We start from the raw sequence: 24,232 nt of genomic DNA, 5'->3' as shown, positions 1-24,232 counted from the left end.
ACAGTTCTTTTTGCTTTTTCACAGCAAGACTCAACTCTTTTTTTTGATACATAAGTTATAGATTTTAATTATTTCTATTAAATTACGAAATCCAGCAGAAAAAAGTTACCGAAGGTTTAGTTCAACAATAATATAAAGGGCATATATCCTTTATTTCCTGAATATAAAAGTAATAATAATAATAATCAACAAAAAAGCGAGACAATATTGCCTCGTTTTGGTAAATTTTGTATCATTTGTGACCCAGGAGGGATTAACTAACGTTGATCCCATACACTCACTACTGCAAAAAAAAAAGACTGCCTTTTCAGACAGCCTCCCTCTTCTTATTTGATGTGACCCAGGAGGGATTCAAACCCCCAACCCTCAGAGCCGAAATCTGATGCGCTATTCAGTTGCGCCACTGGGCCAATTTATTTTAATGCTTAAGACAATTTATTTTTTACAATAGTAGAAATGGTTTTTCCATCAGCTTTGCCAGCTAATTGTCCAGATGCCATTCCCATAACTTTACCCATATCTTTCATTCCTTCTGCACCAGTTTTAGCAATAACATCTACTACAACTGCCTCTATGGCTTCCTCACTCATTTGCTCTGGTAAAAATCGCGCTATTACTTCTGCTTGATCCAATTCGGGCTGTGCTAAATCTTCTCTCCCCTGATCAGAAAAAATCGAAGCGCTATCTTTACGTTGTTTTACAAGCTTCTGTAATAATTTAAGCTCCTGATCCTCTGTCAGTTCTTCTTTAGCGCCACTTTCTGTCTGAGCTAATAAAATGGCAGACTTAATAGCGCGTAATGAGGTTAATGCATTGGTATCTTTAGCTTTCATAGCTTCTTTCATAGCTGTCATTACCTGTACCTGTAAACTCATAATAGTCTTTCCTTTTATTCTTTCAGAACGCGAAGATAAAAAATAAACCGATATTCTATGTTCAGATTATCGGTTTATCTACTAATATTATTATAATTCTCTAATCTACATTATCATGAAGAAATGAATTATTTTTTCTCAACTGGATATCATCATTACTATCAGTCCCTAATGAAGTTCTGGAGAGCTCAGAAGATTCTGGTTTGGAGTTTACATCAATCCCTGCCCGCTTATACGCCGGCTCTTTTTCTATATCGTCTATATGAGATGTATTATTTCTGAATTTATAATTAAATTCTTTCATCTTAGCACGACGCTCAGCAGCTCTCGCTTTTAATGTTTCAGAAATAGGTTGCTCCATAGGGTCTATTTCTTCTAAAGGCTTTACTTCTTCTGGAGATGGCGGAGCAATCGTCTTTTTTTCGAATACAATTTCCTCATCTTCTGTAACTTTTGATACCGGTTTAGCCTCTGTAAGCCTCTTCTCTTCTTCCATATATTCTTCAAGGCTATATTTACGAACTTCTCCTGATACCTTTTCATTTACAGGAACTACTTCTATTGGCTCATTTACTTCTACCTCTAAAACATCATCTGTCAGATTAAACACAATTGGTTTTTCTTCCTCAATTTTTGTAGTAGAAACAGGAGTCGCGGCTGGAGTTTCCTCTTCCTTTTCCTTATGATTTTCTCCGGTAGGCATATCAAAAGAGAGTCTAAATTGATCTTCTTTTTCCTCTTCTTTTTCTTGATCAGTAGTTACCTCATTAGCGTCATTTACTTCAATTTGATTGATGATATCCTGTGCATTAATGATTACAAAATCATTTTCTGCAGAAAAAGGACTTACTTCTTCGTGATCAATGACCTCTAAATTCTTTAAAAATTCTGTAGTCGGTAATAATAAAGATTCTCTAATATCTTCTACTTCTTCCTCTTCTACCAACTCATGTTTTATAATCGGTTCTTCTTTTACTTCTTCTTTTTGAGGTTCTGGAGATAGTATAGGCGTCGTTTTTGAGGTAGATTTTGGAGTTAAATCTTGTATTGTTGCACGTTGCTCTTCTTCCAGAGTGTGAATGATCTTCTTTGTTTCTGTATTTACAATCTCATCTTGTTGTTCTACATCGAATCCTGTTGCAATTACGGTTACAGAGATCGCATCTTCTAATGATTCATCTTCTCCAACTCCCATAATGATATTAGCACCATGACCTGCTTCTTGCTGGATATGATCATTGATCTCACCAATTTCATCAATAGTAATTTCTTCTTTTCCAGAAACTATAAGTAATAATACATTTTTTGCTCCTCTAATTTTATTATCATTAAGTAATGGAGAATCCAGAGCTTTCACAATAGCATCATGAGCACGTTTAGCACCAGAGGCATTAGCAGACCCCATTATTGCTGTACCGCTATTACTAAGCACTGTTTTGGCATCACGTAAATCTATGTTTTGTGTGTAGTGATGTGTTATTACTTCTGCGATTCCTCTAGAGGCTGTGGCAAGTACCTCATCTGCTTTAGAAAAACCGGCTTTAAAACCTAAGTTACCATATACTTCTCTTAGTTTATTATTATTAATAACTACCAGAGAGTCTACTTGTGCTCGAAGTTTCTCTACACCTAATTGTGCTTGCTCATTACGCATCTTTCCTTCAAACTGAAACGGGATCGTAACAATACCAACCGTAAGAATATCCAATTCTCTTGCCATTTTGGCAATAATTGGCGCAGCTCCGGTACCAGTTCCTCCTCCCATACCTGCCGTGATAAATATCATTTTGGTATTGGTATCAAGCATGCGTTTAATCTCTTCATAACTTTCTACAGCAGATTGCTCACCTACTTCTGGATTAGCTCCAGCTCCTAAGCCTTCTGTAAGAGACATACCCAACTGTATCTTATTAGGTATAGGACTATTTTCCAAGGCCTGCGCATCTGTATTACAGATTACAAAATCTACTCCTTTGATTCCTTGCTGGAACATATGGTTAATGGCATTACTACCGCCGCCGCCAACTCCAATTACTTTAATCACATTTGATTGATTTTTGGGTAAATCAAACGAAATATTTTCGAACTCTTCATTATTACTCATAACTGCTAATTTTCTGGTTCTCTTACTTTTTTTTTATATTTTATATAAGTCCTTTTAGTATATCGAACTTTGTTTGTCTTGTTTTTTACACTTTTTTATCTTATTCTGCATTATCCAGAAATTCCTTAAATTTTTCTGTCCATTTCTCTAAGATATTTTTCCTGGGTCGTGTATCAACTACTGGTTTTACTTCTTCTTTTTCTTCTATATATTCTCCTTCAACAGCATTAATATCTTGCTTACTCTCCTCTTCTGCCACGGCTTCCTTTATTTCTGTTTTTTTCTGTTTCCCTATATGTACTAAACTATCCATTACTAATCCAACAGCAGTAGCATACATAGGACTTGTTGTTTCCGGATCACTATTACCTGCTAAATGTTCATTAGGATATCCAATACGAGTATCCATTCCCGTAATATATTCTACTAATTGTTTAAGATGTTTTAGCTGAGATCCTCCTCCTGTTAATACGATTCCGGCTATCAGCTTTTTCTTGGATGATTCATGCCCATAATTTTTGATCTCCAAAAAAACCTGCTCTATAATTTCTACAACACGTGCATGAATTATTTTAGATAGATTTTTTAATGTAATTTCTTTGGGCTCGCGTCCTCTCAGCCCAGGAATAGAAACAATCTCATTATCCTTATTTTCTCCGGGCCAGGCTGATCCAAATTTGATCTTTAGCAGTTCTGCTTGTTTTTCTATAATAGAACATCCTTCTTTTATATCTTCGGTAATTACATTACCTCCAAACGGAATTACTGCTGTATGACGAATAATACCATCTTTGAAAATAGCAAGATCTGTAGTACCTCCCCCTATATCAATCAATGCCACTCCAGCTTCTTTTTCTTCCTGACTCAATACAGCATTAGCCGATGCTAATGGTTCCAAAGTTACTTCAGACAACTCTAAACCAGAGCTTTTTACACATCTCCCTATATTTCTTATAGAAGTTACCTGCCCTACAACAACATGAAAATTGGCCTCTAATCTTCCTCCAAACATCCCTACAGGTTCTTTTATTTCTGCCTGACCATCTACCTTATATTCCTGAGGTAATACGTGTAATATTTCTTCTCCAGGCAGCATCACCAATTTATGTACCTGATTACACAACATGTCAATATCATCTTCATCTATTACCGCATCCGGACTGAGACGAGTGATATAATCACTGTGTTGCAGGCTTCGTATATGCTGCCCTGCTATTCCTACCGTTACTTCACTAATTTTCATGCCAGATACACTTTCTGCCTCTTGTATCGCCTGCTGTATCGACTGTATGGTCTGAGTAATATTATTTACTACACCACGATGTACACCCAAACTCTTGGATTTACCAACACCCAATACTTCCATCTTACCATACTCATTATATCTCCCTACCATAGCGACTATCTTTGTAGTTCCTATGTCTAACCCTACCGCTATTTCACTTTCTTCTCGTCTCATACTGGTATTATTTTATTGTACACACCACTTGATTGCTAAATTGTAAACTGACTTTTTTATATTTTCCTAAGGATTCATCTTTTAAGGCTTTTTGATAAAAAGCTTTAAAATTCCTAACCTTATTCTCCAAATTTTCTATTTTTCCAAAATTTATTTTAAAAGCATACACTCGTAATCCCAGTTCATAGTCTCCATTTACATTCCTGTGGATACTAATGATATGTTTTTTAAGAAAATTATCTTCCTGAATTTTTTTCAACAATGGAAAAACTTCTGAAATCTCTATTTCTGAAACATTACTTACTACAGGTACATGAGCTGAATAATTATCCGATAATGGCATCGTATTACCCATTACATCAACATAAAAAGGAACTACCGCACTAACCCTTCCAATTGGTGTACGTTGTTTAATTCTAGCTTTAAGTTCTCCGTTTACAGTAAGATACACATCTGAATCCTCAATCATCTTATGAGAATCCAATCCCTTCTCTACAATATTCAAAACTAAAATTTCTTTACCTACGTTCGTAACCCCGACCTGATTTTGTATTAACAATTTATTAACCGTCAATTCATTTATGTAAGGATTCTGCTCTTTAACAAATTCTATCGCTACTTCATTAATCTTTCTTTCATCATTTCTACTACGAGTAAAAGCAAAAAGAAAGATGACTAAAGCAATTAATCCAACAAATTTTACATATGTTAAAATCTTCTTCATACTGCTAATAATGCTTCTTTTATTTTTTTTACTTCCGCTCCAATATCACCGGCCCCAATGGTAGTAATAACTGTTGCTTCACTGTTTAATATCTCTTTTACTAAATCATTTTTTGAAATTAGTTTCTTATCTTCTAATGCGACCATATCTAATAACCATTCTGAAGTTATCCCTGCTATGGGTACTTCTCTTGCCGGATAGATATCCAGTAATAATAATTGATCAAACTGACTTAGGCTATCTGCAAAATCAATAGCAAAATCCCTTGTCCTACTGTATAAGTGTGGTTGAAAAACAGCCAATATCTTTTTACCCGGGTGCATTTCTTTTATACCCTGATATAATGCATTAATTTCTGTAGGGTGATGCGCATAATCATCCACATATACTTTATTATTCGTTTTTAGTTGATAACTAAAACGACGTTGAACTCCTTTAAAAGAAAATAAGGCCTTTGCCAAAGCCGTGGTCGGGGAGCCAAAAAGCATTGCTATAGCAAAGGCCGTGATAGCATTTAACAAGTTATGTCTACCTGGAAGGTTTAAATGCAAATCCTCAATACGTTTAGTTGGTGTTTTTAAATCAAAAATATAAGTTCCATTATCTATTCTTATATTCTGCGCACAATAATCAGCAGTATCATCAATACCAAAAGTAGCTCCAGAAAGTGATAATCCATTGCATACCAAAAGATGATCTTTGGCTCTTGATGAGAATTCTATAAATGATTCTTCCAGTGCGGTTACTTTTTTATAAATATCCAAATGATCAGCATCCATAGATGTAATCGCAGCTATATCCGGGTACAAATGCAAAAATGACCTGTCAAATTCATCTGCCTCTACTACAATAACTTCATTTCCCTCTAAAATCAAATTAGAATTATAGTTCTCACTAATTCCTCCCAGAAATGCTGTTACTTTTGCTCCACTTTCCTTTAACAAATGTCCCAAAATTGCTGTAGTCGTTGTTTTACCGTGGGTTCCTGCCACAGCAAGGGTATACACTCCTTTGGTTATCATCCCCAGAACCTCTGCTCTTTTTTTTATAGTAAAACCTCTACTCCTAACAAAATTCAATTCTTTATGTCCTTCAGGAATAGCTGGTGTGTATATAATCAGTGTTTCTTCAATATTTAAAAAAGCTTCTGGAATAGACGCTACAGCATCTTCAAAATGAATTTTAATCCCTAATGTTGATAAGTCTGTAGTAATCTGAGTAGGAGTTTTATCATATCCAGCCACATTTTTACCTAAAAACTTAAAATAACGTGCAAGAGCACTCATACCAATACCTCCGATACCGATAAAATAAATATTCTTTATGTCTTTTAATTCACTATTCATGTTTCAACCTGCCAAGTTATCTTTTCTCTATTAGTTGTTCAATTTCGTTTACTATATCCTGTGTTGCATTTGGCAATGCTAATTTTTTAATGGCGTGTGTCAGTTTTATCTGCATCGCCTCTGATTCTAATAATTGAGAAATTGTTTTCTGAAACCTATCCTCCAATTCACTTTCTTTTAGCATTTTAGCTCCATTACTACTAATAATAGCATTTGCATTTTTAGTTTGATGATCTTCTGCTACATTAGGAGATGGTATAAACAATGTAGGTTTTGCAACAATACATAATTCTGAAACTGAACTCGCTCCGGCTCTGGAAATAATTACATCTGCTGCTGCATATGCTAAATCCATAGTATCCAGAAATTCATGAACCTGGATCCCTCTATGATCAGTATATTTTTTATAATCTTCATAATAAAGCTTACCACATTGCCATAGCACCTGCACTTCTTTTTTTGCCAAAAAATCAAGTTCCTGCTCTATGAGTTGATTAATTCTTCTTGCTCCCAGACTTCCTCCGATCACTAGAACTGTTTTCTTTTCAGTATCCAGATTATACTTAGAAATTGCAGCATTTCTCTTACTATCTATCTCTAGCAAATCCTGCCGAACAGGGTTTCCTGTTTTAATAATTTTATCTTTTGGAAAAAACTGCTCCATACCATCATAAGCAACACATATTTTACTCGCATCTTTTGCCAACCACTTATTAGTAATCCCCGGATAAGAATTTTGCTCCTGTAACACTGTTGGAATCCTGGCAGAGTTTGCCATTTTTAATAATGGCCCACTCGCAAAACCTCCCGTACCAATAACCACATCTGGATTAAAACCTTTAATAATTTTCTTAGACCTCCAGAGACTACTCAATAACTTTATGGGAAACAACAAATTACTCAATGTTAATTTACGCTGAATACCGCTTATCCAAAGACCTTCTATACGATATCCTGCCTGGGGTACTTTTTGCATTTCCATACGGTCTTTTGCTCCTACAAAAAGTATTGCTGCTTCCGGATACCTATTCTTCAACTCATTAGCAATTGATACTGCCGGATAAATATGTCCTCCAGTTCCTCCTCCTGATAATATGATTCGTGGTTGTTCTTTCATATCACTTCACTCAAAACATCTAATGGGTTTTCTTCTTTTGTTTCCATATCTTCAGATTGTTCTTCTTCTATAACAGATTCTCTATTCTTACTTACACTTAATACAATACCTATTGCCATACACGTCATCCAGATAGAGGTACCACCGCTACTCACCAAGGGAAGTGTCTGACCTGTTACCGGAAACAATTCTACCGCTACAGCCATATTAATCAATGCCTGAAAAACAATAGGCAATCCTACTCCTACGACCAATAGTTTACCAAATATATCTGAACTCTTATGTGCTACAATGACTAATCTGAACAATAATAAAAGATACAAAAGCATTAAAAAAACACCTCCTACTAATCCCCATTCTTCTATTATAATTGCATAGATAAAATCCGAAGATGATTGTGGTAAAAAATTACGTTGTACACTTTTTCCCGGGCCTTTTCCTATAAGTCCTCCTCTTGCGATTGCTATTTTTGCTCGCTCTATTTGATAGTCTTCTTTTCCATCCTCTCCATTAAGAAAATTATCAATCCTATTTTCCCAAGTTGAAACTCTATTAGAGAAAGAATCTGGAAATGCCTTAACAACCAACACAAAAAATGTCAATGCGAAAAAACCTGTTACAAGAATGGTTGCTATATATTTTATAGGATATCCGCCTAGAAATACTAATATCATTACCATTGAAAAAATAATAGCTGTGGTAGAAAAATTAGCTGGTAAAATTAATACTAAAATTATAAATACCGGAAACCATAATGGAAGTATCGTTTCCTTAAAAGTAATTTTTTTATCCCTGATTTTAGACAAATATCTCGCTACATAAGTCATTAAAACCAAGGCAGCCAATGTAGAGGTCTGAAAAGTAACTCCTACGAGCGGCAAGCGTATCCACCTACTGGCATTCGCTCCTCCGATCGTTGTATTTTGAGCCATTGTAAAGAGCAATAAAATCACTACAACGGGAATCATTACAATAGAAAGCCCTTTAAAATAATTATATGGTATTTTATGCACCCAATACATGATCCCAAACCCTAAAATTAAATGTGCAAAGTGTTTTACCAAAAATGAGAACGTATTACCATCACCATACAAATAAGCTAAGTTACTACTCGCACTATACACAGGAAGAAATGAAAATAATGCCAACAGTGCTGCAATAGCCCAAATTACTTTATCTCCTCTTATATTATTTAAAACTTTAGTCACTTCGCTTTTTATTCTTTATTTAGCACCTTGTTCATTAACTTTTTTACCACTCAAAAATAGGTTCGTATTTTTTCTATAATTCTCTCACAGCTTCTTTAAACTGTCTACCTCTCTCCTCGTAATTTTTAAACAAATCAAAGCTTGCACAAGCAGGAGACAGCAGTACATTTTCATTACGTTCTGCTATTTTATATGCCATATTTACAGCTTCTTTCATTGATTGCGTTTCTACAATATTATCCACACAATTACCAAATGCATTAATAATTTTGGTATTATCAATGCCAAGACAAATGATTGCCTTTACTTTTTCATTTACCAAAGAATATAACTCAGTATAATCATTCCCTTTATCTACGCCTCCTACAATCCATACAGTAGCTGATTTCATAGCATCTAGCGCATAAAAAGTAGCATTCACATTTGTTGCTTTAGAATCATTGATATATTGTACGTTATTAATCTTAAGCACATTTTCTAATCGATGCTCTACCCCATGAAAGTTTTCCAGACACTCACGTATCGTTGTTTTCCTTATTTTCAATAATTGAGATACTGTGGCAGCCGCCATAGCATTTTTCACGTTGTGATTTCCTTTTAAAGCTAAATCGTTTGTTGGCATGGTAAATTCGTTGTTGTCTATTGTTATTTTTATATTTTCTCCTTCCAGATATGCACCGTTTTCTACCTTTTTCTTTAATGAAAATGGCAATAATCTTGCGCGAATAGGATTCTCTTCTATATATTTCACAATTACTTCATCATCTCCATCATAAATGAAATAATCACTTTCTATTTGATTCATCGTTATCCTGAATTTTGAGGCGATATAATTTTCAAATTTAAATTCATATCGATCCAGATGATCAGGTGTTATATTTGTCAGCACTGCTATATGCGGTGCGAAATTTTTAATTCCGTCAAGCTGAAAACTACTCAACTCCAGTACGTAATACGCAGTATCATCTGTTGCTACCTGCTTTGCAAAACTATCGCCAATGTTACCAGCCATACGTACATCTAATTCTCCATGCTCAAGAACATGTTGTGTAAGCATTGTAGTGGTAGTTTTTCCATTACTTCCGGTTATCCCGATAATCTCTGCCGATGTATATGTTGCAGCAAATTCTATTTCTGATACTACGGGCACTCCTTTATCAAGCAATTTCTTGACGAGATTCACTTTATCAGGAATCCCTGGGCTTTTCATAACGATATCAGCATTCAGGATTTTATCTTCTGTATGCTGTTTCTCTTCCCATTTGATTTCTAAATTTTTAAGAACGTTTTTATATTTATCAGCTATAATTCCCTTATCAGAAACAAACACATCAAATCCTTCTTTTTTTCCTAAAATAGCAGTTCCTACACCACTTTCTCCTGCTCCCAAAACCACTAATGCTTTCACCTTATCTTAATTTTAAAGTAACAACAGCTATGATGGCCAGAAAAATTCCTATAATCCAAAACCTTGTAACAATCTTACTCTCGTGTATCCCTTTTTTCTGATAATGATGATGCAATGGTGACATTAGAAATACTCTTCTTCCTTCTCCATATTTCTTCCTCGTATACTTAAACCAACTTACTTGAAGTATTACAGAAACGATTTCAATAAAAAAGATTCCACATACAATTGGGATTAAAAATTCTTTTCTAATAGCAATTGCAATCACAGCTATGATTCCTCCTATTGTTAGACTACCGGTATCTCCCATAAATACTTGAGCCGGATAGGTATTATACCATAAAAACCCAACGAGAGCTCCCGCAAATGCTGCTATATAAATTGTTATTTCGCCAGAATTAGGGATGTACATTACATTCAGATAATCCGAAAAAACTATATTACCAGATACCCAGGAAAACAGTGCCAGTGTCGATACAATTATTGCCGAAGAGCCAGCTGCTAATCCATCAATACCATCAGTAAGGTTTGCACCATTAGAAACTGCTGTGACAATAACAATCACAATAGGTATAAAGATCAACCAGGCATATTTTGATAATTCCGGACTGATCCAGGTAATTAAACTAGCATAATCAAATTCGTTATTCTTAAAGAAAGGCAAAGTCGTTTTTGTAGATTTTATAGCTGGATTAAACTCTGAATGATTCTCAGTGGTTTCAACCTGCTCTATATCTTGGGCTACTTTTTCTTCTTTAATTGTAATATCTTCATGAAAATACATAGTACAGCCTACAATAAGACCCAGTCCCACCTGACCAATTACTTTAAATCTCCCTGCAAGCCCTTCTTTATCTTTTCTTTTAATTTTTAAATAATCATCTGTAAAACCTATAACACCCATCCATAAAGTTGTTATTATCAACAAAACGATATATATATTATCAAGCTTAGCAAAAAGCAGTACGGGTACCAGTGTCGCTAATATGATAATCAATCCTCCCATAGTAGGAGTACCTGCTTTTTCTACCTGTCCTTCTAATCCTAGTTCCCTAATACTCTCACCCATCTGCTTTTTCCCAAGGAAACTTATGATTCTCTTACCGTAAATTGTAGAGATTAATAGTGAGAATATAATTGCCACCGCAGCTCTAAAAGTGATAAACTGAAACAAAGAAGCACCCGGAAACTGGTATTCATTCTCTAGATATTGAAACAAATAATATAACATATTTTTAGATCACCTTTTACTTGTTTAACTAAGCAGAAGGGTTTATTTATTTTCCTAGTTTTTTTAACTCTTCTTTTATAATTTCTAAATCATTAAAATCTACTCTCACTCCGTCCGTTTCCTGATATGTTTCATGACCTTTACCTGCAATGAGAATAATATCATTCTCTTTTGCTAATTGACAAGCTGTTCTTATCGCCTGTTTTCGATCTGTTATCGATAGGATTTTTTTATAATCCTGAGGTTCCACCCCTTTTTCTATATCTTCAATAATTTTATCTGGATTTTCTGTTCTCGGATTATCACTTGTAAAAACGACTTTATTACTCAATCTGGCAGCAATATTACCCATTACAGGTCTCTTCATTTTATCCCGATCTCCTCCACAACCCACTACAGTAATTAAAGTTTCGTTATTGGTTCGTATATCTCCTATGGTTTCTAATACATTCTTTAGTGCATCAGGAGTATGCGCATAATCTACGATAGCCGTAATTTTTTCATCAGAAATCAGGTATTGAAACCTTCCACTTACGCTCTCCAGATCACTCAACAATTTCAATATCTCTAATGTTTCGAGTCCCAGAAGTTCTGCCGTTCCAAAAATTGCGAGTATATTATAAGCATTGAAACTTCCTATTAGTTTTGTCCAGACTTCATTATCATTCAATTTCAATAATAATCCTCCTAAACTATTTTCTAAAATCTGACCTCTGAAATCTGCATATGATTTTAAAGCATAACTATACTGTTTTGCCCTTGTATTCTGAAGCATGAAGCTTCCGTTCTTATCATCTTTATTTACCAAAGCAAATGCCTTGGTTCCTAATCCATCAAAAAACATCTTTTTTACATCTCGATATTCTTTAAATGTATTATGATAATCCAAGTGATCATGGGAGAGATTGGTAAATACTCCTCCTTCAAACACTAATCCTTCTGTTCTTTTCTGATGAATTCCATGAGAGCTTACTTCCATAAAGCAATACTCCACTCCTGCTTCATTCATCTCTTTCAGATAATGATTTATAGTCAAAGAATCTGGTGTTGTATGTGTAGCCGTATATTCTGTAGTATCTACTAAAATTTTTACAGTAGAAAGTAAACCAACTTTATAACCTGCTTTTTTAAATAATTGATATAATAGTGTTGCGATGGTAGTTTTTCCATTGGTTCCTGTTACCCCAACTAATTTTAGATTCTCTGACGGCATCTCATAATAATTTGCCGCCACCATTGCTAATGCCTGTTGTGTATTATCAACCTGAACATATGTCACACCTTCTACTGTTATTTCGGGTATTTTTTCACATATTACAGCTATTGCACCAAGATTTATCGCTTTTTCGATATACTCATGACCATTAGTCAAAGCTCCTTTAATCGCAACGAACATATCATCCTGAACAACTCTTCTGGAATCAAATTCTATCCTATTAATGTGCGTCGTAGTATTCCCAACAACAGCATTGATAGCAACTTTATATAATATATCTTTTAACTCTTTCACGACAACTCTAACCTTATGGTTTGATTTACTTGTATTTTTGTTCCTGGTTCTATCGATTGTTTCTTAACCTTTCCCGAACCTTTTAGCTCTACCTTTAATCCCATATTTTCCAGAAGAGAAATAACATCCATTGCAGGCATTCCTTCTACATCAGGCATTATTGTTTTATACTTCTGTGCTTTCTCAAAATAATCTTCATAATTCTCCCTGACTAATCCACTTTCTACTATGGTTGATGAGACCTCATCAACTACAGGAATATCATTATATACTTTTAAGGCAATTGCTCTAAACACTGGAGCTGCTACTATATTACCATAATATCCCTTTTCTTTATTCGGTTTATGAATTACCACAATACAGGAATATCTAGGATCTTCTGCCGGAAAATACCCTGCAAAAGAAGAAATATATTCTCTTTCTTTGTCTCCGCCATAGTTCCCCCAACACGTACCCGTTTTACCTGCTATCTGAAAATTATTGGTCTGTACATTATCAGCTGTTCCTCTTATCACCACATTTTTCATCATCTCTTTTACCACTCTTGCAGTTTCTTTGGAGCATATTGCTGAATTCAATACTGTTTTATCAAACTTTTCTTTTGTTCTATCCCAGGCTTTTACCTCTTTTATAAATCTCGGTTTCACCATTTCCCCATCATTAGCGATTGCATTGTAAAAAGCTAGTGTTTGCAAGGGTGTGAGTGACACGCCATATCCATGAGCCATCCATGGCAAGGTTGTACCATACCAGTCTTTATCACCAGGATACGGAATCTTAGGTTTCCCTTCTCCTTTAATAGATAATCCTAATGGCTTATGTAACCCCATATTCATTAGGCGATTTACGAATTTTTTAGGATCATCTTTGTATTTTTCATTAATGATTTTTGCAAATGCTGTATTTGATGATAGCTCAAAAGCTTTGGCTGCTGATATTTTGCCGTACCCTCCCCATTTTGAATCTTTAACTACTCTATCATAAAATTTTACTCTTCCGTTTTCTGTATCCACAACATAACTTGAGTCAATAACTTTATCTTCCAGCGCTGCAACCATAGTCATTAACTTAAAAGTAGACCCTGGCTCATGAGATTCGCCTACAGCATAGTTTAGTTTCTCATAATATTTTCCGGATTTCGTACGACCAAGATTCGAAATTGCCTTTATTTCCCCTGTTTTTGTCTCCATTACCACCACAGTACCATGTTCTGCCTCAAATTTCTCTAATTGTGCTAATAACGCATGGTGTGTTATATCCTGAACATTAACATCTATTGTTGAAATTACATCATAACCATCTTGCGGCTCTACTTCATTAGCATCTCCTATCGGTTTCCATTGATTTTTTGCAATCTTCTGTTTCTTTCTTTTTCCTTCTTTTCCTCTTAGAAAAGGACCATACGCACCTTCTAATCCGACTCTGGTATAATACCCCTGCGCATCTTTTCTCTCATACCCTACAGTACGTTCTGCTATCTTCCCTATAGGATGTTCCCTAATTGTTCTTTGTTCTACAATTAATCCGCCTCTATTAGCTCCATATTTAAAAAGTGGAAAACTCTTTACCCTCATATATTGAGAATATCCCATATTTCTTCTAATCAAAAAATATCTATTTTTATGATCGCGTGCTTTTCTCAATATCTTATTATAGTATGCCGAAGGCTTCCCAAATTCTTTTGACAATGCTTCAGACAACTGAACTATATTTTCTCTAAAATCCTTATCGGTAACTGTCACCGCATCAAATCTGATATCATATTTTGGAACTGATGTGGCTAATAGATTTCCTTTGCTATCATATAAATTCCCTCTGTTTGCTGGTATATCGAATGTTTTAAAAACACGTTTTTCCCCCTTAGCACGATACTTATCTCCTTCTACAAACTGGGTATCTACCAATTTAACAATTACCAAAATTGCAAAAAGAACCATACATCCTGAAATGAAGTATAATCGATTTAATATGTTTTTATCCTTTATTGCCAAAACAACTTTATTCTTTTACAATTATTTTTTGTGGAGGTTTCGTAGGGCGTTTAATTCCTTTTTTGGTCATTTTTTCGATAACTGAAGACTCCATTTTAAGCTGCATTAATTCTGTTCTCCCGTCTACAAATTGTGTTCTTAACTCTCTTACTTCATTATTCAACCTTGCTATTTCATGCACTTTACTTTCTGCATTATGAGAACTGGCAATCATAATAATTGCCAAAAAGGAAAGGAAGAGCAGCATTCTCCAATTCTTCATTGCATCATCTGCAATAAGAAACTTACCTTTTAATATATCATATATTGTCTGTTTCAAACTCTTTCTGCTATTCTCAGTTTTGCACTTCTTGCTCTGTTATTAATCTTAATCTCCTGATCAGAAGGAACTATCAAGCCTCCTACTTTTTTAAATGGTACATATACATTACCGTATATATCTTTTTCGGGCTCACCTTCAAACATTCCATTTCTGATAAACCTTTTTACCAATCTATCTTCTAATGAATGGTATGATATTAAACTAATCCTTCCGTTATTATCCAACAATTCCTGAGTCTGCAATAAAAATTCTTTAAGAACTTCTATTTCCTGATTTACCTCAATCCTAATTGCCTGATATATCTGTGCTAATATTTTATGCTCCTTGTGTTTTGGTAAAAAAGGTTTTAAAACTTCTTTTAATTCAACACTGGTTTTTATTGGTTCACTTCTTCTAGCTCCTACAATGGATCTGGCAAGTTTGGGTGCATTCCTTAACTCTCCAAATTCCAGAAACACCTTTCTTAAACTTAATTCTTCATATTCATTAATAACATTGTAAGCAGATAATCCTTTTGTTTGGTTCATCCTCATATCCAGATCTGATTCAAATCTTGTAGAGAACCCTCTTTCTGCTACATCAAATTGATGAGATGACACACCAAAATCCCCAAGAATGCCATCTACTTTTCTTACCTGATGAAAACGAAGAAAACGTTTAATAAACCTAAAGTTTTCAGGTATCAATGTAAATCTACTGTCATCAATAACATTGAGCAATGCATCTCGATCCTGATCAAAAGCAAACAACCTTCCATCCGGACCTAAACGTTTCATTATTTCTCTAGAATGTCCTCCACCTCCAAAAGTGACATCAACATACACACCATTAGGTTTTATAGAGAGTCCATCTACGGTTTCTTTAAGCAAAACCGGATTATGATATTCCATCTGTTTCATCATCAAATCCCATTACTTCTTCTGCAAGATCAGCAAAATCATCTGCTGCATCATCAATTGCTTTTTCATACTTCTCCTTGTCCCATACCTCAATAATATTTACAGCAGAAGACAATACTAATTCCTTGGTAATACCAGCAAAACTTACTAGATCTTTAGGAATCAAAAGACGACCTGTTGCGTCTATCTCAACTATTTTTACACCAGCAGTAAACCTTCTGATAAAATCATTGTTTTTCTTTTTAAAGCGGTTTAGCTTATTCATTTTCTGCATTAAAAGGTTCCATTCTTCCATTGGATACAACTCTAAACAAGGTTGAAACACAGCTCTTTTTAACACAAATCCATTTTGTAACACAGGCAAAAGTTGCTTCTTAAAAGCAGCAGGTATCATCAAACGCCCTTTAGCATCCGCCTTACACTCATATGTGCCGATAAGATTTACCACTTTTAACTCCCTTCTGGTTTAATTAGTCAAATATATTGAAAAATATACCACTTTTTACCACAATCTACCACATTGTTAATAAGTTGTCAGGAAAAAATAAAATTACAAACATCTTATTTTTAATATTTTGTTCATCAAGATGCCATCTATTCTCTCTTAAAATATTGGTTTTGACCTATTCAGGATTGAAATAAGTCTGCCAAAGAAAAAATCAAGAAAAATCATTCCGTACTATTGATAAAAAATCTTCAAACTAATTATGAAAATGCTATATTTGCTTTTAATTCTTGTAAGAAGTATTAATGAAGCACGAATTAAAAAAAGACGGAAAATTTAGCTATCTTGAATTAGGGGAAGGCACGCCAATTGTTATTTTACACGGACTGATGGGTGGCTTGAGCAACTTTGATGGTGTAAGTACTTATTTTCCTGAAAATGGATACAAAGTACTGATCCCTGAATTACCTTTGTACGCGATGCCTTTAGTAAAAACAAGTGTGGGTACCTTTGCTAAATACCTCAAAGATTTTATAGATCAGTTAGGGTATGAAAAAGTAATTCTACTTGGCAATTCGCTTGGGGGGCATATTGGGTTATTATGCACAAAAATGTTTCCTGAAAAAGTAAAAGCATTAGTCATTACCGGGAGTTCTGGGTTATACGAAAGTGCCATGGGCGAAAGTTATCCTAAACGAGGTGATTATGAATACATTAAAGCTAAAGCAGAAAATGTATTTTATAATCCTGCAATTGCGACTAAAGAGATTGTTGATGAAGTATATGCAACAGTCAATGATCGTAACAAATTGATTAGAACATTAGCAATTGCAAAAAGTGCTATCCGCCATAATATGGCAAAAGATCTACCCAACATGAAAAATCCAACCTGTATCATTTGGGGAAAAGACGACAATGTAACCCCTCCGGAAGTTGCTGATGACTTTAATAGATTATTACCGGATTCTAACCTATATTGGATTGACAAATGTGGTCATGCCGCTATGATGGAACACCCGGAAGAATTTAATAAATTATTACATTCTTGGTTGAAAGAACGCAATTTTTAATACCTACTTCATGAAAATTAGCAGTGCTGAATTCGTAATAAGTAATAGTGATGTAGCAAAATGCCCTAAAGACAGATTACCGGAGTATGCATTTATAGGAAGATCTAATGTAGGCAAATCTTCTTTAATTAATATGCTAACTGAACGCAAGAGCCTTGCTAAAATTTCTGGAAGACCTGGAAAAACTCAACTTATCAATCATTTTATTATTAATAAAAATTGGTTTCTTGTTGATTTACCAGGATATGGATATGCCAGAGTTTCTAAATCTGCAAAAAAAGTTTTTCAAAAATTTATTACGGAGTATTTTTCAAAGCGCGCACAATTAGTTTCTGCATTTGTATTGGTCGATAGCAGACACGAACCGCAAAAAATTGATTTAGAGTTCATGCAATGGCTAGGAGAAAATCAAATTCCTTTTTCAATCATATTCACCAAAGCAGATAAACTCACAAAAACCAAATTACCTCTTAATATAGAACAATATACCAATGAGATGCTCAAATACTGGGAGGAGATGCCTAATTACTTTATCACCTCATCCTCTTCTGGATTAGGCAAAGATCAAGTACTAGATTACATCCGAGAAGTAAACCAACAGCTGGCAAAATCTTAATTCAGTTTCTTCTCCAAGCGTTCTATCAGGTTTTCTGCAGACGTTAACAATCCAAGCTCTTCTTCACTCATTAAAACATTAAATCCATTTTTTCTTTGTTCTAGAATTATTGGGAACTTAAATTTCTTTTCGTTATTTTTTTTGCCATATTGCTGTAGAAATTCATTTTTATATTGGAAAATAAATTCATGATTTGTTTTTTCCTTAAAATCTTTCCAAATTTTCTTTTCTGAAAAATTTCCATGTGTCAAACTACAGAGATCACAAGAATATGTCGAAGGACTTATAATCTTATGAGCCACATCCAAATATTTATTCAAAAAATCAGACTTCGCATTATAAACAAATAATATTCTTCTATTCATAATAAAATCAAATAACAATAATAATAGGATAAGGTATAATACCTGTTCTGATTTAAAATTATTCTTCAAAATTTACTCTTTTTCTTTTATACTTCAAAAATAAAAAAGCCGTTTTGTAATCTCTACAAAACGGCTTCCAAATATATTATAACATTTCTTATGTAAAATTACCTACTAAAATCATTCTTTTTTGTTTCTCCTATGATTTTAAAAAAAATTGATCCAGTTTACGGTAATTTCATTTGAGAACTGACAGTATACTGTTTTTGTTTTTAACATAAACTTTGAGAATCTATTCGATAACAATCTGTTGCACAGAAGCACTGCGTCCAGCTTCATTAACGACATACAAAACATATAACCCAGATTGTAAATCACTTACATTCATCAAAATAGCATCGGATGACTTCACCCCATTATTTGCCTTTACCTGCTGACCTAACATATTAAACAATTGAATATCAACATCCCCCAATACCACATCATTTATCTGTACAGAAAGCACATCTTTTGCCGGGATAGGAAATATTGAAACTCCAAGATTATCAAAATCTGATACTGATAACGTACAGTCACCATCAGTAAATCGGTTCACTAATACGGGATTTGACAAATCAAAACATCCTGATAAACCAGCTACATCTGCTCCAACTGTCAATCCAGTCAATCCATCCTCATAACGAATATACCAAACTGCACAAACTCCGGCTCCAGCTCCTTCCAGGTTAAATGGAGGTGCTGCAGGTAATCCTAAGATCTCTCCTGTTGCATTATCTGTGATCACCCAGCCATTATTGGTACCAACACCAGTTCCTACTACTTCTACATCTATAAAATCATCTGTACCATCTCCTGCACATGTACTTATTTCTGTACCACCACCTACTAATTGAATCGCTGCTCCATCGACTCCTGATCTATCTACCAATACTGGGTTTGATAAATCAAAACATCCTGATAAATCAGCCACATCTGCTCCAACTGTCAATCCAGTCAATCCATCCTCATAACGAATATACCAAACTGCACAAACTCCGGCTCCAGCTCCTTCCAGGTTAAATGGAGGTGCTGCTGGCAATCCTAAGATTTCTCCCGTAGCATTATCGGTGATCACCCAGCCGTTATTAGTACCAACACCTGTTCCTACTACTTCTACATTTATTAGATCATCCGCACCATCACCAGCACATGTACTTATTTCTGTACCACCACCTACTAATTGAATTGCTGCTCCATCAACTCCTGATCTGTCTACTAATACAGGGTTTGACAAATCAAAACATCCTGATAAACCAGCTACATCTGCTCCAACTGTCAATCCAGTCAATCCATCCTCATAACGAATATACCAAACTGCACAAACTCCGGCTCCAGCTCCTTCCAGATTAAATGGAGGTGCTGCAGGCAATCCTAAAATCTCTCCCGTAGCATTATCGGTGATCACCCAGCCGTTATTAGTACCAACACCTGTTCCTACTAATTCTACATTTATTAGATCATCCGCACCATCACCAGCACATGTACTTATTTCTGTACCACCACCTACTAATTGAATTGCTGCTCCATCAACTCCTGATCTGTCTACTAATACAGGGTTTGACAAATCAAAACATCCTGATAAACCAGCTACATCTGCTCCAACTGTCAATCCAGTCAATCCATCCTCATAACGAATATACCAAACTGCACAAACTCCGGCTCCAGCTCCTTCCAGATTAAATGGAGGTGCTGCAGGCAATCCTAAAATCTCTCCCGTAGCATTATCGGTGATCACCCAGCCGTTATTAGTACCAACACCTGTTCCTACTACTTCTACATTTATTAGATCATCCGCACCATCACCAGCACATGTACTTATTTCTGTACCGCCACCAACTAATTGAATTGCTGCTCCATCAACTCCTGATCTGTCTACTAATACAGGGTTTGACAAATCAAAACATCCTGATAAACCAGCTACATCTGCTCCAACTGTTAATCCAGTCAATCCATCTTCATAACGGATATACCAAACTCCACAAATTCCGGCTCCGGCTCCTTCCAGATTAAATGGAGGTGCTGCAGGTAATCCTAAAATCTCTCCTGTTGCATTATCGGTGATCACCCAACCATTATTGGTACCGACACCTGTTCCTACTACTTCTACATCTATTAGATCATCCGCACCATCACCGGCACATGTACTTATTTCTGTACCTCCACCAACTAATTGAATTGCTACAGCATCAACTGTACAAGCATTCCAAAAGTTAACACCATTCTCAGTTCCGTTTCCAGAATAAGTATAAGGACCAGACCCAACGATAAAATCTCCTGTTCCCCACACTCCTTGCTGAACAGCAAGGGATTCTCTGATATTACCTGATCCGCCCCATTGAACAAAATCAATCAAATTAGAGGCAGTTCCAAAACCTCCATTAGTAGGAGTATCAGGAACATATAATGACAATCCATCATCTGCAACACCTACATCTACGTTATAAGAAACCGTAACAGTTTCAGAAGGCATTACAGTAACATTCCCCACAGGGTTTAATGTACTAATCTGTCTATAAGTACCTGGCCTAAGACACAACCAGTAGTCAGACATATCTATAGCCATATCTCCAAAATTGGTAATAGTAACAGTGGCTAGATCATCTTCGGGTGCAACTGATGTTAAACGAGGATTCGCCTGAGCTAAAACAGAATAACCAGTAAATACAAACAACGCGAATAAGCAAACATATTTAACAAATACATCTGCTTGAAGTAATTTTTTTTTCATTTTCTTAGACTATTTTTTGATTATTTAAGCATTATCAAAAATAAACCAATCCAACAAGCTAAAATGTTAGATATCTAACACTTATGAAAAACCAATGAAAGAAAAAATGAAAAAATAAATTTCTACAATCCAACTTAAGCAGTAACATAATCGATTACAAACAAACAACTTAACTGCTTTTCACAGTAAACTACCTCGGGGCAAGCCCACGATTCATTTATTGAAAAAAACATTTTGATTTCGAACTTTTAAATTTTAAAACCATCTTTTTTGAATCAAACTGTTCTCAAATAATCAACAAATAATCAAAATGTGTTGTTTTTGTAGATAACACTTCCATTTCAAGATTAAAAGTTAAGAATTTCAAAAAAAGTACTACTCCTTGATAAGATCAAGTTTTTCCGCAAAATAACCACAAAAATCTTTCATGGTTGCGGCCATTTTTTCATCTTGAGTTGCTCTTTGAAATGTATCACTCATTGACACCAGCGTTTGATGAAAAAACATTTTCATTTCATCTACGGGCATATCTTTAGTCCATAAATCAATTCTAAGACTTTCTTTATTTTTGTAATCCCAAACTGACAACAACATAGCTTTTGTTTCTTCATTTTCTATCCCTCCGTCTTTTGCTGTCCATCTCAATTTTTCAGGAACCTTATTTTCGTCTAATTCAATATCAATTCTAATTTCAGACGTATTTGTATTTGCCATTATCTTACGGGTTTGTATCTTGATGTATTAAAAATTGTCTCGGCATCTGCCAATAATAGTTGTCGCAAAGATACATTGTTATTTTTCATATAAGAAGCTACAATCTTCCAGCCTATATATTGACCAATTCTATCCGGGGATTCTTTATCTATTTCTTCTAGATAAAATTTAGAAAAAGGTCCTGGATATAGAAAACGAGGAGATAAATCTGCATCAGTACTATATAGCAACTGTCGATCTATAAAATATCTCCATATTTCTTCCTCATTAGATTCTGCCCAGTTATATTGATCCTCTGTATAACTCATTTTTATGGAATTCAGTACATTAGGCAAGAATAGATCCTTTAGATACAGTTCTTTCCCATAATAAATCATATTTGCTAAAAAAGTTCTGTTTCTAGGTAGTTCTACTAATTGCTTGGCATACATCGTAGCAACATCTGGTATAATTTGACTTCGTACAAAATTCTTTTTAAGATATGATTGCATACCTTGATAAAAATGATGCTGTTCTCCCAGATACGTGTCTAAGGATATAATGAGCAAATCATCTGACAAAATTACTTTACGCTGGTAATCTACATTAGATGTGACTGTTATCACTCTGGGCACTGTTACTTCTGGAAAATAATATTTGACATGCTGTAGCAGTGATTCCAGTGATTCCTTTTCTTTAGAGAAATTTTCATATTTTTTTTCTACCTCTTCATTAATCTCTATTTGTATGGTATCTTTTATTTTTTGAATCCAAACACTATCTGCTTCTTTTTCAGGAAACAAAAAAGGGTATCTGTTTTTTATGTCTGTTAAGTTTTCTGGAGTGGCATCTGCAAAAATCCGATCAAAACGCTCGATTCCTATTTCCACAGGTATCCCTGCTATTTGCTTCTCAACTTCATTTTCTTCTTTACAAGACCATATAATGCAAAAAACAATGACAATTTTTAAAAACTTCATATTCTTCATCCCAATATTACAATATCTATATAAATAAATTCTCTTACCCTTTAACGACATCTTTTTTTATTAATTTTATAATCGCAAAGTTATCACTCTCTGAATACAAATTGTAAGATTAATGTAGAGAAAACAAATTTATCCCGAATTACAAAACAATAATAAAAAATAAATTATGCAAACGGAAAAAGTAGTGGATCATATTACCACCTGGTTAAAAAACTATGCACAAAAATCCAACATACAAGGTTTTGTTGTTGGAGTTAGTGGAGGAATTGACAGTGCTGTAACCTCTTCTCTATGTGCCAGAACCGGTCTAAATACTTTATGTGTAGAAATGCCTATTCATCAAGCCGAAAGCCAAGTTAACCGAGCGCAAGAACATATTAGTCAACTAAAAAACAACTATACGAATGTATCTGATACTAAAATTAATCTAACTCCAGTTTTTGAAGAATTTAAAAATTCTGTCCCAATAACTGAGTCTGAAACTACTACAAATCTTGCATTGGCAAACACTCGAGCTCGTTTAAGAATGGCATCTTTATACTATTTGGCTGGCATATATGGGTATATTGTTGTGGGAACTGGAAATAAAGTTGAAGATTTTGGTGTAGGCTTTTATACTAAATATGGTGATGGTGGCGTTGATATAAGTCCAATCGCAGATTTATTAAAAAGCGAGGTATATAAATTAGGTGTATATTTAGAAGTACCTAACTCAATACAAATTGCTGCTCCGACGGATGGGTTATTCGGTGACAGCAGAAGTGATGAAGATCAGATTGGGGCTAGTTATGACGAACTAGAATGGGCCATGAAAATGACAGATGAAGGAAAAAACAGTATTGATTTTACTGATCGTGAACAAGAGGTTTTTAAGACATACTCTCGTTTAAACGCCGTAAATCAGCACAAAATGATCCCAATTCCTGTATGCAACATACCCGTTGATCTATTATAACTTACTTTTTATCGATAATTTGATAAAAAGCGTTTTACCATTACTTAGTTCTTAGTAGTTTTGCAATTAAACCGATTATCAGAATTACCCCTAGAAATGTTAACCCTAAATTTAAATTAACATTATCAACCGTAAACA

Annotated in this window: 21 protein-coding genes and 1 tRNA gene; 3 read left to right on the top strand and 19 right to left on the bottom strand. The window is 34.7% G+C overall.

The window, feature by feature from the left end; translation table 11 throughout:
- Nucleotides 1-336 precede the first annotated feature (336 nt).
- From F0000_RS14830 to mraZ, 15 genes are all read right to left on the bottom strand, one after another.
- A tRNA-Arg gene (locus F0000_RS14830) sits at nucleotides 337-410 on the bottom strand.
- A 15-nt stretch (nucleotides 411-425) separates the two neighbouring features.
- Nucleotides 426-875: a GatB/YqeY domain-containing protein gene (locus F0000_RS14825; protein WP_149625506.1), complete on the bottom strand. Its 450-nt coding sequence runs from the start codon at nucleotides 873-875 to the stop codon at nucleotides 426-428.
- A gap of 100 nt (nucleotides 876-975) precedes the next feature.
- Nucleotides 976-2,979, bottom strand: a complete 2,004-nt coding sequence (gene ftsZ, locus F0000_RS14820) for a cell division protein FtsZ (RefSeq protein WP_149625505.1) — start codon at nucleotides 2,977-2,979, stop codon at nucleotides 976-978.
- A gap of 100 nt (nucleotides 2,980-3,079) precedes the next feature.
- The gene (gene ftsA / locus F0000_RS14815) at nucleotides 3,080-4,438 is read right to left on the bottom strand and encodes a cell division protein FtsA (RefSeq protein WP_149625504.1); all 1,359 of its coding nucleotides are present in this window, start codon (nucleotides 4,436-4,438) and stop codon (nucleotides 3,080-3,082) included.
- A gap of 7 nt (nucleotides 4,439-4,445) precedes the next feature.
- Nucleotides 4,446-5,162 carry a hypothetical protein gene (locus F0000_RS14810; protein WP_149625503.1) on the bottom strand — a complete coding sequence of 239 codons (717 nt, stop codon included), beginning with the start codon at nucleotides 5,160-5,162 and terminating at the stop codon, nucleotides 4,446-4,448.
- Nucleotides 5,159-6,508 carry a UDP-N-acetylmuramate--L-alanine ligase gene (murC, locus tag F0000_RS14805; protein ID WP_149625502.1) on the bottom strand — a complete coding sequence of 450 codons (1,350 nt, stop codon included), beginning with the start codon at nucleotides 6,506-6,508 and terminating at the stop codon, nucleotides 5,159-5,161. Before murC ends, F0000_RS14810 begins: the two co-directional genes overlap by 4 nt.
- Before the next feature lie 16 nt (nucleotides 6,509-6,524).
- Complete coding sequence (gene murG / locus F0000_RS14800; RefSeq protein ID WP_149625501.1) at nucleotides 6,525-7,625, bottom strand: undecaprenyldiphospho-muramoylpentapeptide beta-N-acetylglucosaminyltransferase; 1,101 nt, start codon at nucleotides 7,623-7,625, stop codon at nucleotides 6,525-6,527.
- On the bottom strand, nucleotides 7,622-8,833 hold the full coding sequence (locus tag F0000_RS14795; protein WP_149625500.1) for an FtsW/RodA/SpoVE family cell cycle protein: 1,212 nt from the start codon (nucleotides 8,831-8,833) through the stop codon (nucleotides 7,622-7,624). The genes murG and F0000_RS14795 overlap by 4 nt, the downstream gene beginning before the upstream one ends.
- Before the next feature lie 73 nt (nucleotides 8,834-8,906).
- Nucleotides 8,907-10,241, bottom strand: coding sequence for a UDP-N-acetylmuramoyl-L-alanine--D-glutamate ligase (gene murD / locus F0000_RS14790; RefSeq protein WP_149625499.1), 1,335 nt, complete (start codon nucleotides 10,239-10,241; stop codon nucleotides 8,907-8,909).
- 1 nt (nucleotide 10,242) lies between these two features.
- Entirely contained in the window at nucleotides 10,243-11,472 is a 1,230-nt protein-coding gene (gene mraY / locus F0000_RS14785; protein WP_149625498.1) for a phospho-N-acetylmuramoyl-pentapeptide-transferase, read from the bottom strand.
- Nucleotides 11,473-11,518: 46 nt separating this feature from the next.
- Nucleotides 11,519-12,982: a UDP-N-acetylmuramoyl-L-alanyl-D-glutamate--2,6-diaminopimelate ligase gene (locus tag F0000_RS14780; RefSeq protein WP_149625497.1), complete on the bottom strand. Its 1,464-nt coding sequence runs from the start codon at nucleotides 12,980-12,982 to the stop codon at nucleotides 11,519-11,521.
- Entirely contained in the window at nucleotides 12,979-14,973 is a 1,995-nt protein-coding gene (locus tag F0000_RS14775; RefSeq protein ID WP_188112131.1) for a penicillin-binding protein, read from the bottom strand. The genes F0000_RS14780 and F0000_RS14775 overlap by 4 nt, the downstream gene beginning before the upstream one ends.
- A gap of 7 nt (nucleotides 14,974-14,980) precedes the next feature.
- On the bottom strand, nucleotides 14,981-15,292 hold the full coding sequence (locus F0000_RS14770) for an FtsL-like putative cell division protein (protein WP_149625496.1): 312 nt from the start codon (nucleotides 15,290-15,292) through the stop codon (nucleotides 14,981-14,983).
- The gene (gene rsmH / locus F0000_RS14765; RefSeq protein WP_149625495.1) at nucleotides 15,289-16,185 is read right to left on the bottom strand and encodes a 16S rRNA (cytosine(1402)-N(4))-methyltransferase RsmH; all 897 of its coding nucleotides are present in this window, start codon (nucleotides 16,183-16,185) and stop codon (nucleotides 15,289-15,291) included. The genes F0000_RS14770 and rsmH overlap by 4 nt, the downstream gene beginning before the upstream one ends.
- Nucleotides 16,172-16,642, bottom strand: coding sequence for a division/cell wall cluster transcriptional repressor MraZ (mraZ, locus tag F0000_RS14760; protein WP_149625494.1), 471 nt, complete (start codon nucleotides 16,640-16,642; stop codon nucleotides 16,172-16,174). The genes rsmH and mraZ overlap by 14 nt, the downstream gene beginning before the upstream one ends.
- A 302-nt stretch (nucleotides 16,643-16,944) precedes the next feature.
- On the opposite strand from mraZ, the gene F0000_RS14755 reads away from it, so the two are divergent.
- Complete coding sequence (locus F0000_RS14755; protein ID WP_149625493.1) at nucleotides 16,945-17,709, top strand: alpha/beta fold hydrolase; 765 nt, start codon at nucleotides 16,945-16,947, stop codon at nucleotides 17,707-17,709.
- 10 nt (nucleotides 17,710-17,719) lie between these two features.
- A complete protein-coding gene (yihA, locus tag F0000_RS14750; RefSeq protein WP_149625492.1) occupies nucleotides 17,720-18,325 on the top strand; it encodes a ribosome biogenesis GTP-binding protein YihA/YsxC in 606 nt (201 codons plus the stop codon).
- On the opposite strand, the gene F0000_RS14745 is transcribed toward yihA, so the two are convergent.
- From F0000_RS14745 to gldB, 4 genes are all read right to left on the bottom strand, one after another.
- Nucleotides 18,322-18,759 (bottom strand): GTPase, encoded by a 438-nt coding sequence (locus tag F0000_RS14745; protein ID WP_223148906.1) that lies wholly within the window; start codon nucleotides 18,757-18,759, stop codon nucleotides 18,322-18,324. The two genes, yihA and F0000_RS14745, sit on opposite strands and share 4 nt — an antisense overlap.
- Nucleotides 18,760-18,982: 223 nt before the next feature.
- The gene (locus F0000_RS14740; RefSeq protein ID WP_149625491.1) at nucleotides 18,983-21,457 is read right to left on the bottom strand and encodes a T9SS type A sorting domain-containing protein; all 2,475 of its coding nucleotides are present in this window, start codon (nucleotides 21,455-21,457) and stop codon (nucleotides 18,983-18,985) included.
- Nucleotides 21,458-21,832: 375 nt separating this feature from the next.
- Nucleotides 21,833-22,171, bottom strand: a complete 339-nt coding sequence (gene gldC, locus F0000_RS14735) for a gliding motility protein GldC (RefSeq protein WP_149625490.1) — start codon at nucleotides 22,169-22,171, stop codon at nucleotides 21,833-21,835.
- A complete protein-coding gene (gene gldB / locus F0000_RS14730) occupies nucleotides 22,171-23,130 on the bottom strand; it encodes a gliding motility lipoprotein GldB (protein WP_149625489.1) in 960 nt (319 codons plus the stop codon). Before gldB ends, gldC begins: the two co-directional genes overlap by 1 nt.
- A gap of 175 nt (nucleotides 23,131-23,305) precedes the next feature.
- On the opposite strand from gldB, the gene nadE reads away from it, so the two are divergent.
- Nucleotides 23,306-24,094: an NAD(+) synthase gene (gene nadE, locus F0000_RS14725; RefSeq protein ID WP_149625488.1), complete on the top strand. Its 789-nt coding sequence runs from the start codon at nucleotides 23,306-23,308 to the stop codon at nucleotides 24,092-24,094.
- Nucleotides 24,095-24,232 lie beyond the last annotated feature (138 nt).

Source organism: Aquimarina sp. RZ0 (assembly GCF_008370685.1).
Classification (GTDB): domain Bacteria; phylum Bacteroidota; class Bacteroidia; order Flavobacteriales; family Flavobacteriaceae; genus Aquimarina.
This window is presented reverse-complemented; position numbering and strand designations above follow the sequence as displayed.